Raw genomic sequence first — 12,731 nt, forward strand, 5'->3', positions numbered from 1 at the left:
TACCTGCTCAAAGGAATCGCCATGGAAATGATTCACGAAGGCATGCAGGTCGCCCAGCAGGTCGCCGCCATGCGGCCTGCAGCGGCCGCATCGGCCGAGTACCTCAGCTTCCGGCTCGGCGCCGAGGAATACGGAATCGACCTGCTCAAGGTGCAGGAGATCCGGTCGTATGAAGCCCCGACGCGCATCGCGAATTCACCGCGCTTCGTCAAGGGAGTGCAGAACCTGCGAGGCGTCATCATGCCGGTCGTCGACCTGCGCATGACCTTCGATTGCGAGCGGGCCGACGTCGACGCGTTCACGGTCGTGATCGTGCTCAACGTCTGCCAACGGCTCGTGGGCGTAGTGGTCGACTCGGTGAGCGATGTGCTGGCGCTGGCGCCCGCTGACATCCGGCCTGCGCCTGAAATGGCGTCGAGCTTCGGAGACCCGGTTCATCAACGGCATCGCGTCGGTGGAGGACCGCACCCTCATCTTGCTCGACATCGAGTCGTTGATGTCGGGCCCGTCGATGGGCCTGGTGGGCGCGCCACTGGATTCGGCCATGCAATAGGGACAAGGGCACGGGCCTTGCGTAAGATTCCTGGATGACCGATGGCCCGCGCTCCTACTCGACGATCGACGTCGCCAAGCGTCTGGGCATATCGCTCCAGACGGTGCAGCGCTGGGTGGATTCCGGGCGCCTGAAGGCCTGGAAGACGCCGGGCGGCCACCGCCGCATCGACGCCAAGAGCGCGGAGACGCTGTTTGCGCAGTACGAGCAGACATCCGTCGACGTGCCCGTGGACTCGGCCGCGCCCGGCTCGCAGCGGCTGGTCGAGGTCGTGATCGTCGACGACGATCTCATGGACCGCGAGTTGCTCGCGACCCTGGTGCAGGCGGCCCTTCCCGGGGCGCAGCTGAGAGTGGCGAGCAATGGGTTCCAGGGGCTCGTGATGATCGCCAAGTTCGCACCCGAGATCGTGGTGACCGACGTCCACATGCCCCACATGGACGGGTTCGAAATGATCCGCAACGTCCTTGCAGACGCCGAGACCCGACCCAAGCTGATGATCGCCGTCTCGGCGAAGAACGCGAAGGAACTCGCCGAGTTCGGCCAGCTCCCTTCCGAGGTCGTCTTGCTTCACAAGCCGCTGGAGCGAGACGCCTTCATCCGGGCCCTGCAAACCGCCTGAGCTTTGCACCCGAATGGGGCATGCCATTTGCTGAGCCTACAGGCCGGCGTCGTGCCGGTCCACTTCCGGGGACAAGGTGTTACGCTTCTTTCGTTGGGAGGGGCTGCGAGAGGCCGTTTGCAGCCGCGCGCGCGGAGGCCTCGCAGCTGAGCTCCAGGCCACTCGGAACGAGTTGGCGGAGGTGGTCGCCGCGAACGCGCGCCTGATGGCGGAACGACGCGAGACCGAACTGCAGATACGTGAGAAGAACCTCTTCCTGGGCAGCCTGTCGCATGAGCTGCGCGCGCCCCTGAACGCGATCATCGGTTTCTCGGAGATCCTCGCTTCAGGCGGGCTGGCGCCCGATTCCCCCAAGCGAGAAGAATTTGCCAAGCACGTCCACAGCAGTGGGGTTCACCTGCTGCGGCTCATCAACGACGTGCTCGAGTTGTCGAAGGTCGATGCGGGCGGCCACGAGTTCTTTCCTGAGCCCGTGACGCTCGACGAGTTGATCGCGCGCGTGGCGGACCTGCTGCATACGCGGCTGGTGCGCAGGAGGCTGGGCGTCACGGTGGACGTGAAGGCCGAGGTTGCAGAGGTGGTGGCAGACCCCGCGGGCCTGAAGCAGGCCTTGCTGAACCACCTGTCGCACGCTGTGGAGATGGCGTCCGAGGGCAGCGGCATCACGGTGCGTGCCTTGCTGCAGGGACCGGAGCGCTTTCGAATCGAGGTTCAGGTATCGCAGCCGATGGGCCTCGGCACCACACATGTGATGGAGTCACCCAGCCTGAACCTGATGCTGGCTCGCCGCTTGGTCGAAGCTCAGGGCGGGGAAGTGGGGCAGTCCGTCGATGCGGGTCGGGGCCTCACTTTGTATCTCGTGCTGAACCGTTTTCAAGAATCGCCTGGCGCGTCTGGGAAGGTGGCGAGGCACGCTGTTCCTGCGGAGAACAGCACCACCGGCTAGTGCCTTCGACCGCGGCGCCAGGCTCATGCAGCGGGCGCCCTGCGGCGCCAGAAGTCTCGAAGAAGCGTCAGCCCCACCGAGCCGCGACCTCGGGCTCCCGACCGTGCGCCTTGCACGACCCAGTTCGCCGTCGAGATGGCCAGCAGCTCCGAGTGGGAGGGCTGGGCCAACGCCATCTGCCAGTCGGGAAACTCACGAACGTCGATCGGTCCATTCATCAGTTCGACGATGCGAGTGTGCTTGCGGCTTTTTCGGATGCGCTCGTAGGTATGCTCCATGGGCTCGGGTTCACCCTCGAAGTACTGCATGAATATGCCGTCGCTGTAAATCAGGGCTCCGGTGACACCGCTCTCCAGGTTTAGCTGCCGCGCCTCGACCAGGAGGGCTTCGAGCATTCCATCGCTCATCGGCAGAACGCTGGCGCTGACATAGACGATGGCGTTGATTGGATGCATGTCGTACAGGCGCGTGACACGTTCCGCTGGCTGGATTGGGAGTATGGCTTGTCGCGATCTGACTGCGCTCCGAGCCCCGACGCCGGTTTGTCGCCTCCGCTTGCCTTCTTTTGAGTGAGGCCGACAGCATGCAACGAAACGACTGGCTTGCCGAGCGAAACCGCCGAACTCCCACAAGTAGGAACCGGCCCACGCGATATCAGCACCTCGTGTGAATGACAAGCCCGCCCACGCGGCCCAAGATGGTGGCCCCTTCACCACTGCCAGCAGGAGCAGACCATGCGCAACCCCTGGCTCGCCAAGAACCCCTTCATGAGTGCCTGGCTGAGTGCCGCCAACCGGACCGCGAACACCGTGCGTGGTCATGCCACCGCGGCGGCCAGGCGCGAGGTCGCTACCGCGCAGACGGCCGCCACCCAGCAGATCGTTGATTTCTGGACCGGCAAGTCGTTCGTGAACGCCGCGCCCTCGCGCAAACGCAAGAAAAAGCGCTGAACTCTGGAAGGGTCACGCTCCAAGCCGGAACGGCTGAGCGTGCATGCCGAAACGCTGCTGCAGAGGTCGGCGTCTGGCGGCGGCTGGTGCGTCTTCGGCACACCGCCGGTGGCGGTGTGGTGCAAAACGCGCTGGCGCTTGGGTTGCGCTGCCTGGCTGATGCAGATAGCGTCCACCGCGAGCGCCTGGCGCGCTCAGTGCCGTCAGGCCGCCGCGGGGGCCGGCGTCGGGAACAGCACGCGCGACGGCTGGGTGCCGTCGGCCTTGCGGCGCTTGCGGCCGCTTGCCGTCTTGCGAACCTGCTTGGCCGAGATCGTTCTCTTGCCGACACGTTTTTTCTTTGCCAGTGCCATGTCAATCCTTTCGCCCCGCCGACTCACACTTCGTAGGGCAGCCCCACGTAGTTCTCCGCCAGCGAGGTCATCGCCGCCTGCGAACCGAGCAGGTAGTCGATCTCGGCCTCCTGGATCTTCTGGCTGATGGCGCCGGTGTCGCCCTGGGCTGGCGGGAATTTGTGCATCAGCGCGGTGAACCACCACGAGAAGCGCACCGCCTTCCACACGCGGCGCAGCGCGCGGCCGGAGTAGGCGTCGAGGCCGGCCGCGCTCTTGTCCGTGTAGTGCTCGATGAGGCCGTGCGCGAGGTAGTGCACGTCGCTTGCCGCGAGGTTCAGGCCCTTGGCGCCGGTGGGCGGCACGATGTGCGCGGCGTCGCCCACGAGGAAAAGTCGGCCGAAGCGCATCGGCTCGGCGACGAAGCTGCGCAGCGGCGCAATGCTCTTCTCGATCGACGGGCCGATGACCATGCTCTCGGCCGCTTCGGGGTCGAGGCGACGGCGCAGTTCGTCCCAGAAGGCCTGGTCGCTCCAGGCCTCGACCTTGTCGTCGAGCGAGCACTGGATGTAGTAGCGGCTGCGCGTCTTCGAGCGCATGCTGCACAGCGCGAAGCCACGCTCGTGGTTGGAGTAGATGAGCTCGTGCGCGACCGGCGGCACGTCGGCCAGCACGCCCAGCCAGCCGAAGGGGTAGACGCGCTCGTAGTGCTGGATGCTTTGCGCAGGCACGCTCGCGCGGCTCACGCCGTGGAAGCCATCGCAGCCGGCGATGTAGTCGCACTGGATCTCGTGCGTCTTGCCGTCCTTCGTGTAGGTGACCGACGGCGTGTTGCCGTCGAAGCCGTGGATGCGCACGTTCTCGGCCTCGTACACCGTTTTCGCGCCCCAGGCGGCGCGGGCGTCCATCAGGTCGCGCGTGACTTCGGTCTGGCCATAGACCATCACGTTCTTGCCGGTCAGCCCGTGCAGGTCGATGCGGTGGTGGGTGTTGCGGTAGCCGAGGTTGAAGCCGCCATGCACCAGGCCTTCGGCGTGCATGCGTGCGCCGAGCCCCAGGCCGTCCATCATGTCGACGCAGCCTTGTTCCAGCACGCCGGCGCGGATGCGGCCGAGCACGTACTCAGGGCTGCGCTGTTCGATGACGATGGCGTCGATGCCGGCCCGGTGCAGCTTGGCGCCTAACAGCAAGCCTGAGGGGCCTGCTCCGATGATGGCGACCTGGACTCTCATGGGGTGTCTCCTGTGGTCAGAGCGTGCTGCGCAGGCGGGCCTGGGCTTGCAGCAGGGCCGGCAGGCATTCGCTGACCAGCTGGTCCATGCTCATGCGCGAGGCCTGGGCGCTCACGTTGATGGCGGCGAGCACTTCGCCGCGGTAGTTCTTCAGCGGCACGGAGATCGTGCGCAGGCCGAGCTCGAATTCCTGGTCGACGGCAGCGTGGCCGCGCAGGCGGATCTGCGCGATCTCGGCGGCAAGCTTGTCGCGGTCAATCACGGTGTGCGGCGTGCGCGCCTCGAAGCTCTGGCGGGCGAGCCACGCTTCCACCTCGGCCTGCGGCATCGCGCTCAGCAGCACACGGCCGTTGGCGGTGCAGTAGGCCGGCACGCGCGTGCCCGGTTGCAGGGTCGACGAGACCAGGCGGCCCGCTTCGGTGGCGGCGATGCAGATCACGTCGTTGCCGTCGAGCACACCGGCCGACGAGGCTTCCTTCAGCGCGTAGGCGAGCTTGTGCAGCTCGGGCGCCACGATGCGCGGCAGCCGCGCCGAGTGCATGTAGCTCTGGCCCAGGCGCAACACTTTGGGGCTGAGCGAATACATGCGGCGGTCGCTCGTGACGTAGCCCAGGTATTCGAGGGTGATCAGGTAGCGGCGGGCGGCGGCGCGGGTCAGGCCGCAGCGGGTGGCGACCTCGCTGATGGTCAGGCGCGGGCGGTCCTGGTCGAAGGCCTCGATCACGGCCAGACCCTTTTCCAGACCGGCGATCAGGTCACGCTTGTGCGGGCCGCTCGCGGTGTCACCGCCTGGGGCGGCGAGGGCGTCGTCGGGTTCGAAACCGGAGCGGGCAAACGCATTCATGGGCGGTTTTGCGTCGTGGAACGATGCGCCCAATATAGTTATTGACCATCATCAATGCCATTGCTAATCGCCGCCCATGTGCGATTGGCGGACATTACGGTGACAGATCGACCGGCAGCGGCGAGGGTGCCTTGACCTCTTCCAGGCAGATCATCGAGCGCACGTCGTCCACGCCCGGCACCTGCATCAGCTGGTCGGTGAGGAATTGGCTCAGGCTCTTCAGGTCACGCGCTACCACTTTGAGCAAGTAGTCACTGTCGCCCGATACCGTGTGGCATTCAAGGATCTGCGGAAAGGCACGGATCTCTGCCTCGATCTCGCGCACACGCCCGAACTGGCCGCCGTCGATGTTGAGGCTGACGTAGGCCATCACGCCCAGGCCCAGCGCCTCGGGCTGCACCAGCGCCCGGTAGCCGCGCAGCACGCCGCGCTCTTCCAAGGCCCGCACGCGGCGAAAGCACTGCGGCGCCGAGAGGTGCACCTGTGCGGCCAGCTCCACGTTGCTGGCCCGGCCGTCGGCCTGCAGTGCCGTGAGAATCTTGCGGTCAAGTGTGTCGAGTGGAGTGACTGGCACGGCGTTCTCCTGAGGGATGAACGGATCGTGCGCCGATGGCCTGGTGTGCGCAACAACTGGCACGCACATTTCGCGCCGGCACGCCTAGAGTGCCTCTATCTCTATGGAAAGCACGCCCATGACCACTGCCGCCCGTGCCGCCGCGCTGCGCCTGGCCGCCCCTGCGCAGCCCTCGCCGGTTCACCTCGAAGCCGCTTACGGCGCCCACAACTACCACCCGCTGCCCATCGTGCTGACGCGCGGTGCTGGCGCCTATCTGTTTGACGACGCCGGCCGGCGATACCTCGACATGATGTCGGCTTACTCGGCGGTGAGCTTCGGCCACAGCCACCCGGTGCTGGTGCGCGCGCTCACCGAGCAGGCCGGGCGGCTGGCGGTGACGAGCCGCGCCTTCCACACCGACCAGCTCGGTCCCTTCCTGCAGCGCCTGTGCCGCATGACCGGCATGGCGCGGGCGCTGCCGATGAACAGCGGTGCCGAAGCGGTCGAGACCGCGATCAAGGCCGCGCGCAAGTGGGCCTACAAGGTGAAGCACGTGCCTGAGGGGCAAGCGCAGATCCTGGTGGCGGAAGGCAACTTCGCCGGGCGCACCACCACCATCGTCGGCTTCTCCAGCGAAGCGCAGTACCGCGACGGCTTCGGCCCCTTTGCACCGGGCTTCGCCAGCGTGCCCTTCGGCGATGCGCAGGCGCTCGAAGCCGCCATCACACCGCACACCGCGGCCTTCATCGTCGAGCCCATCCAGGGCGAGGCGGGGATCATCGTGCCGCCCGCGGGTTACCTGGCCGCGGTGCGCGAGATCTGCACCCGCCACAAGGTGCTCATGATCTGCGACGAGGTGCAGACCGGCCTCGGCCGCACCGGCGCCTTGCTCGCCTGCGACCACGAAGGCGTGAAACCCGACGGCCTGACGCTCGGCAAGGCGCTCGGCGGCGGGCTGCTGCCGGTGAGCGCCTTCCTGGCCCGCGACGACGTGATGGCGCAGTTCACCCCCGGTGACCACGGCAGCACCTTTGGCGGCAACCCGCTCGCCGCGGCGGTCGGCGATGCCGCCTTGTTGTTGTTGGAGCGCGAGCAGCTCGTGCGCCGCGCTGCCGACCAGGGCGCCTATCTGATGGCGCAGCTGCGAGCGCTGGCGCATCCGGCGATCACCGAGGTGCGCGGCCGCGGCCTGCTGATCGGCGTGGAGATCGACCCGGCCTTTGCCTCGGCACGCGCCGTGTGCGAGGCGCTGATGCACGAAGGCGTGCTCACCAAGGACACGCACCACACGGTGGTGCGACTCGCGCCGCCGCTCGTCGTCGAGCGCGACCAGGTCGACTTTGCCGTGCAGGCGCTCGCCCGCGTGCTGCAGCGCCTGGGCGCTTAGTGGCAACCACCCTGGCCGCTACATCTGGCCGACAAACGTCGCAAACAGCTCGCTCTTGAAGTGCAGCCCCATGCGCTCGAAGGCGCGGCGGCGGTAGGTCTTGACGGTGGCCACCGAGAGCCCGAGGTCGGCGGCGATACCGTCGTAGCTCAGCCCCTGCAGCAGCCGCGCGCACACGTCGAGTTCGCGCGCGGGCATCTCGGGGTGGCGGCGTTGCAGGGCGGCGCGCAGCTGCGCCGCATCGGGCCGCAGTGATTCGGCGGGTTCGGTGAGTCTCGATGTGCCGCCGCACCGTGGCGAGCAGGCCCGCCGCGAGCTGCTCGAAGTTCTGCAGCTCCCCATCGGCAAACGCCCCCTGGTGCTCGTGGTGGTAGAGGTTGACCGCCAGCACGCCGCCGTCGGGCTGAGGCTCGGCGATCGACAGCCGCTCGCTCACGCCGTGGCGCTTGTAGATGGCTTCCCGGTGGTCGGGGTTGGGGATGTCGTGCGCGCTCAGGCGCAGCATCGCCGTGCCCTGTTCCGCGACGTCGAAGGTGCGGTCGCGGCGGTACAGCCCGTCGAGGTAGGCGGCGAAGCAGTCGCGCGTGGTGTCGCGCACGCCGTGGGCCGATGAGAAGTGCAGCACCGGCGCACGGTCCTTCCACACGCGGTACACCGCCCACGAGCCTGCGTGCAGCGCGCGGTTCACATGCAGCAGCGCCGTTTGCGCAAACGACTCGCTGCCCACCGTGCCGATGAGGCCGGCCAGGCTCGTCTGCACGTCATGACGGGGGCCGCTGTGCGGCGCGAGGCGCCAGGTCTGCATGGAAGGTGAGGGCGGTCGAGAAGCGGCCAGTCTAGGGACCTCGCCCCGCGCTGCCATCGGGGCTGACCATGCCGCGGCCCGACGCTTCCCGACGCAAGACCGGAAATCCCGAGCGTTCAGTTCGTGTATTTCAATAGTTTCTGTCTACTGATTTGCTGCGTCGCATCTAAGTTTTCTTGGTGCGCACACACTTACTGACAACAAAAGGAAAAAGGCGCTTCAGCCACGCCTTAATCGGTCGATCACGTGGTGCTGCCGACTTCGATGATTGTCGAAAACCCTTGCATGAACCACCTCGTGACCCACCCCTCCCTTTCCAGCGCGTCGCCGCCCGCCAGCCTGCCCTCCCGCTTGCGCCTGCCCGGCCAAGCGCTGTGGACCGACTGGCCCGGCCGTGTGCTCGGCCTGACCGCCGCCGCCGCCGTGTGGGCCTTTGGAGCCGCCGCCACCGTGTGGGCCTGGCCCGCCGGTGCGCTGCTGCTGATCGCCGGCGTGGCGATGGACCGCAGCGCCAACGCGCGCCGCGCCGCGATGCAGGCCGAGATCGCCGCGCACGTGGCCGCCTGTGCCAACCTCGGCCGCGACCTGGTGCCCGTGTGGCGCGGCCAGGTCGAAAGCTCGCGCCTGCAGATGGAGACCGCGATCTCGTCGCTGAGCGTGCGTTTCGCCGGCATCGTCGACAAGCTCGACAGTGCGATGAAGGCCTCGGACCTGGCCAGCGGCCACACGCCCGGCGGTGAAGCCGGCGTGGGCGAGGTGCTGCACAAGAGCGGCGCCGAACTCAACACCGTGCTCGACACGCTGCGCCAGGCCACGTCGAGCAACGACGCGATGCGTGCCGATGTGCAGTCGCTCAGCCGCTTCATCGAAGAGCTGCGCCAGATGGCCGCCGAAGTGGCGAGCATCGCGTCGCAGACCAACCTGCTCGCGATCAACGCCGCCATCGAGGCCGCACACGCCGGCGAGAGCGGCCGCAGCTTCTCGGTGCTGGCGCAAGAGGTGCGCAAGCTGTCGGCGATGTCGGGTGAGACCGGCCGCCGCATGGCCGAGAAGGTCAACGTGGTGGCCGAGGCCATCGGCCACGCCCACGACAGCGCGCAGGCCTCGGCCAAGCGCGAGCAGGCGTCGATCAGCGGCTGCGAGGCCTCGATCAACGGCGTGCTCGACGGCTTTCGCAACGTGACCGCCGCGCTCGCCGAATCGGCCGACGTGCTCAAGCGCGAAAGCCTGGGCATCCAGGCCGAGGTGGGCGAGGCGCTGGTGCAGCTGCAGTTCCAGGACCGCGTGAGCCAGGTGATGGCGCATGTGCGCCAGAGCATGGAAGGCCTTGCGCCCGAGCTGGAGCGCCAGGGCCAGGACTTCGAGCGCACCGGCCGCCTGGCCGCATTCGACGTGGCCGCGATGCTGGCCGAACTCGAGAGCACCTACGCGATGGCCGAGGAGCGCGAAACGCACGGCAGCGGCGCCGCCGCCAGCGGGCCGAAGAACGAAGAAGTCACCTTCTTCTGACCGATTCAGAGATCCACAACACGACAGGGACCTTTCCATGGGCAAGAGCATTTTGATCGTCGACGACTCCGCGTCGGTTCGACAGGTGGTGAGCATCGCGTTGAAGCAGAAGGGCTACGACGTGATCGAGGGCGGTGACGGCAAGGAGGCGCTGGCCAAGCTGACCGGCCAGAAGGTCCACCTCATCATCAGCGACGTGAACATGCCCAACATGGACGGCATCAGCCTGGTGAAGGCGGTCAAGGCCATGCCGGCCTACAAGTTCACCCCGATCGTGATGCTGACCACCGAGTCGCAAGAGGCCAAGAAGAAGGAAGGCCAGATGGCCGGCGCCAAGGCCTGGATCGTCAAGCCTTTCCGCCCCGACCAGCTGCTGGACGTGGTGCAGAAGCTCGTGCTTCCCTGAACGCGGGAGCACGACCATGGCATCGAAGAAAAAGGCCGCGATGGCCACCGCGGCGCAGACCCTGCGCATCGACGGCGAATTCAGCATCTACCGCGCCGCCGAACTCAAGCCCGTGCTGCTGCAGGCCATCGAGGCTTCGCCGGAGCTCGAGATCGACCTGTCCGGCGTGACCGAATTCGACACCGCCGGCGTGCAGCTCCTGCTGCTGGCCAAGCGCGAGGCCGCCGGCAAGGGCCATGAGCTGCGGCTCGTGCGCCACAGCGCAGTCGTCGTCGACGTGCTGCAGCTGCTCGACCTCGCCGCCCATTTCGGCGACCCGCTGGTCGTCGCGGCCTGATCGACCTTCCGAGGGAGAAACCAGATGGACATGGACCAGGCACTGCAGACCTTCTTTGCAGAAAGCCGCGAGCTGCTCGACGACATGGAGGCCGCGCTGCTGGGCATCCGCCAGAGTGACGACCCCACCGAGACCGTCAACGCGATCTTCCGCGCGGCGCACACCATCAAGGGTTCGGCCGGCCTCTTCGGGCTCGACCCGCTGGTGGCCTTCACCCACGTGGCCGAGAGCGTGCTCGATGAGGTGCGCGACGGAAGGGTGAACGCCGACGACGCGCTGGTGGCGCTGCTGCTCCAGTGCGCCGACCACCTGCGCGCCCTCGTCGATGCGGCCGAGACCGACCCGGTGAACCCCGACGCAGCGCTCATCGCCCGCGGCGAACCGCTGCTGGTGCAGCTGCGTACCTACCTCGCGCCCAAGCATGAAGTGGCCGAGATCGAAGTGCCGGTCGAACGCATCGCGGCCGCCGACGCTGGCGAAGGCGACGATGCCTGGCACATCTCGCTGCGCTTCGGCCCCGACGTGCTGCGCAACGGCATGGACCCGCTGTCCTTCCTGCGCTACCTCGGCACGCTGGGCACCATCGTCGGCATCGTGACGCTGCCCGACGGGTTGCCGCCGGCCGGCGAGATGGACCCGGAGTCCTGCTACCTCGGCTTCGAGATCGCGCTGCGCAGCAAGGCCGACAAGGCCAAGATCGAAAGCGTCTTCGACTTCGTGCTCGACGACTGCCAGCTCGTCATCGTGCCGCCGCGCAGCCAGATCGAGGCCTATCTCGCGGTGCTCAAGCAGATGCCCGACGAAGGCGTGCGTCTGGGCGAGATGCTGGTGCGCGCCGGCACCGTGACCGCCCATGAGCTGGAAGCCGCGCTGCAGCGTCAGGCCGATGCCCGTACCGCCGCCGAGCCGGCTGCCGCGACGCCGCTGATCGGCGACGTGCTGGTGCAGCAGGGCAGTGCGCCCGCCACCGTGGTGGAGGCGGCGCTCGACAAGCAGAAGCGCGCCCGCGACAAGGCCCAGGAAGGCCAGTCGATCCGCATCGACGCCGACAAGCTCGACCACCTGATCAACCTCGTGGGCGAACTCATCATCGCCTCCGCCGGCGCCAGCCTGATCTCGCGCGCCACGCGCAACGTCGAACTGCAGGAAGCGCACTCGGTGCTGTCGAACCTCGTGGAAGAAGTGCGCGACAGCGCGCTGCAACTGCGCATGGTGAAGATCGGCGCCACCTTCAGTCGCTTCCAGCGTGTGGTGCACGACGTGTCACGCGAATCCGGCAAGGACATCGAACTCGCCGTCAGCGGCGAAGACACCGAACTCGACAAGACGGTCGTCGAAAAGATCGGCGACCCGCTCACGCACCTGGTGCGCAATGCGATGGACCACGGCATCGAATCGCCCGAGCTGCGTGCCGAGCGCGGCAAGCCGGCCCGTGGCACCGTCAGGCTCAATGCGTACCACGACTCCGGCAGCATCGTCATCGAAGTCAGCGACGATGGTGGCGGCCTGCACCGAGACAAGATCCTGGCCAAGGCGGTGGACCGCGGCCTCATCGAAGCCGGCAAGTCGCTGAGCGACGCCGAGATCTACGACCTCATCTTCGAGCCCGGTTTCTCGACCGCCGAGAAGGTGACCAACCTCTCCGGCCGTGGTGTGGGCATGGACGTGGTCAAGCGCAACATCACCGCGCTGCGCGGCAGCGTCGGCATCGACAGCGCGCTCGGCCGCGGCACCACCGTCACCGTGCGGCTGCCGCTCACGCTGGCCATCATCAACGGTTTCCAGATCGGCGTGGGCTCGGCGGTCTTCGTGGTGCCGCTGGAGATGGTCGAAGAGTGCGTCGAATTCAAGGACGACAGCGGCCAGCACGACTACGTGGACCTGCGCGGCCAGGTGCTGCCCTTCATCCGCCTGCGCGAGTTCTTCAGCGTGAGCGGCCCCAGGAGCACACGGCCCAACATCGTGGTGGTCAAGCACGCCGGCCTGAAATTCGGGCTGGTGGTCGACAACCTGATGGGCGAGGCCCAGACCGTGATCAAGCCCTTGGCCAAGATGTTCGGCCAGGTGCGCGGGATCAGCGGCTCCAGCATTCTGGGCAGCGGCGACGTGGCCTTGATCCTCGACGTGCCGGCGCTGGCCCAGCATGCCGTCCCCCCCGTCCGCGCCAGCGCGGCGGCCCAGATTGTCGCGACGTCGGCCAGCTGACGCCGGCCTCTTTTCACCCACAGGGAGTCATAGAAAGTGTTTTCCAA

Annotated in this window: 15 protein-coding genes and 1 pseudogene; 10 read left to right on the forward strand and 6 right to left on the reverse strand. The window is 67.2% G+C overall.

From position 1 onward, the window contains the following. The first annotated feature begins 21 nt into the window (after positions 1-21). The 3 genes and pseudogenes from LRS03_RS20575 (at position 22) to LRS03_RS20585 (ending at position 2,121) form a co-directional block, all read left to right on the forward strand. Positions 22-553, forward strand: a pseudogene (locus LRS03_RS20575) (chemotaxis protein CheW). A 34-nt stretch (positions 554-587) separates the two neighbouring features. Further along, positions 588-1,175, forward strand: coding sequence for a response regulator (locus LRS03_RS20580; RefSeq protein ID WP_257827811.1), 588 nt, complete (start codon positions 588-590; stop codon positions 1,173-1,175). Between the two features lie 181 nt (positions 1,176-1,356). Next, positions 1,357-2,121 carry a sensor histidine kinase gene (locus tag LRS03_RS20585; protein ID WP_257827812.1) on the forward strand — a complete coding sequence of 255 codons (765 nt, stop codon included), beginning with the start codon at positions 1,357-1,359 and terminating at the stop codon, positions 2,119-2,121. Between the two features lie 23 nt (positions 2,122-2,144). On the opposite strand, the gene LRS03_RS20590 is transcribed toward LRS03_RS20585, so the two are convergent. Beyond that, positions 2,145-2,576, reverse strand: coding sequence for a BLUF domain-containing protein (locus LRS03_RS20590; protein ID WP_257827813.1), 432 nt, complete (start codon positions 2,574-2,576; stop codon positions 2,145-2,147). Between the two features lie 279 nt (positions 2,577-2,855). Here LRS03_RS20590 and LRS03_RS20595 point away from each other — a divergent pair, with 279 nt between their 5' ends. Beyond that, positions 2,856-3,071, forward strand: coding sequence for a hypothetical protein (locus LRS03_RS20595; protein WP_257827814.1), 216 nt, complete (start codon positions 2,856-2,858; stop codon positions 3,069-3,071). A 203-nt stretch (positions 3,072-3,274) separates the two neighbouring features. Here LRS03_RS20595 and LRS03_RS20600 read toward each other — a convergent pair whose 3' ends face one another. The 4 genes from LRS03_RS20600 to LRS03_RS20615 all read right to left on the reverse strand — a co-directional run bounded on the left by LRS03_RS20600 (position 3,275) and on the right by LRS03_RS20615 (position 6,053). Next, positions 3,275-3,424: a hypothetical protein gene (locus tag LRS03_RS20600; protein WP_257827815.1), complete on the reverse strand. Its 150-nt coding sequence runs from the start codon at positions 3,422-3,424 to the stop codon at positions 3,275-3,277. 23 nt (positions 3,425-3,447) lie between these two features. Beyond that, positions 3,448-4,635: a 4-hydroxybenzoate 3-monooxygenase gene (gene pobA / locus LRS03_RS20605; protein ID WP_257827816.1), complete on the reverse strand. Its 1,188-nt coding sequence runs from the start codon at positions 4,633-4,635 to the stop codon at positions 3,448-3,450. A gap of 16 nt (positions 4,636-4,651) precedes the next feature. Next, a complete protein-coding gene (locus LRS03_RS20610) occupies positions 4,652-5,479 on the reverse strand; it encodes an IclR family transcriptional regulator domain-containing protein (protein ID WP_257827817.1) in 828 nt (275 codons plus the stop codon). Positions 5,480-5,573: 94 nt separating this feature from the next. Then, positions 5,574-6,053: an Lrp/AsnC family transcriptional regulator gene (locus tag LRS03_RS20615; RefSeq protein ID WP_257827818.1), complete on the reverse strand. Its 480-nt coding sequence runs from the start codon at positions 6,051-6,053 to the stop codon at positions 5,574-5,576. A 118-nt stretch (positions 6,054-6,171) separates the two neighbouring features. Here LRS03_RS20615 and rocD point away from each other — a divergent pair, with 118 nt between their 5' ends. After that, positions 6,172-7,422 carry an ornithine--oxo-acid transaminase gene (rocD, locus tag LRS03_RS20620; protein WP_257827819.1) on the forward strand — a complete coding sequence of 417 codons (1,251 nt, stop codon included), beginning with the start codon at positions 6,172-6,174 and terminating at the stop codon, positions 7,420-7,422. An 18-nt stretch (positions 7,423-7,440) separates the two neighbouring features. Here the strand turns inward: rocD and LRS03_RS20625 are convergent, their stop codons facing one another. Then, a complete protein-coding gene (locus LRS03_RS20625; protein WP_257827820.1) occupies positions 7,441-7,620 on the reverse strand; it encodes a helix-turn-helix domain-containing protein in 180 nt (59 codons plus the stop codon). Between the two features lie 70 nt (positions 7,621-7,690). Here LRS03_RS20625 and LRS03_RS20630 point away from each other — a divergent pair, with 70 nt between their 5' ends. The 5 genes from LRS03_RS20630 (at position 7,691) to LRS03_RS20650 (ending at position 12,684) form a co-directional block, all read left to right on the forward strand. Continuing rightward, positions 7,691-8,035 carry a hypothetical protein gene (locus LRS03_RS20630; protein WP_257827821.1) on the forward strand — a complete coding sequence of 115 codons (345 nt, stop codon included), beginning with the start codon at positions 7,691-7,693 and terminating at the stop codon, positions 8,033-8,035. Positions 8,036-8,512: 477 nt separating this feature from the next. Next, positions 8,513-9,736 (forward strand): methyl-accepting chemotaxis protein, encoded by a 1,224-nt coding sequence (locus tag LRS03_RS20635; protein WP_257827822.1) that lies wholly within the window; start codon positions 8,513-8,515, stop codon positions 9,734-9,736. A gap of 37 nt (positions 9,737-9,773) precedes the next feature. After that, a complete protein-coding gene (locus LRS03_RS20640; protein ID WP_257827823.1) occupies positions 9,774-10,142 on the forward strand; it encodes a response regulator in 369 nt (122 codons plus the stop codon). A 16-nt stretch (positions 10,143-10,158) separates the two neighbouring features. After that, positions 10,159-10,479, forward strand: coding sequence for an STAS domain-containing protein (locus LRS03_RS20645; RefSeq protein WP_257827824.1), 321 nt, complete (start codon positions 10,159-10,161; stop codon positions 10,477-10,479). Positions 10,480-10,503: 24 nt separating this feature from the next. Then, on the forward strand, positions 10,504-12,684 hold the full coding sequence (locus LRS03_RS20650; RefSeq protein WP_257827825.1) for a chemotaxis protein CheA: 2,181 nt from the start codon (positions 10,504-10,506) through the stop codon (positions 12,682-12,684). Positions 12,685-12,731: the final 47 nt, after the last annotated feature.

The organism is Rhizobacter sp. J219, from assembly GCF_024700055.1.
Lineage (GTDB): Bacteria > Pseudomonadota > Gammaproteobacteria > Burkholderiales > Burkholderiaceae_C > Rhizobacter.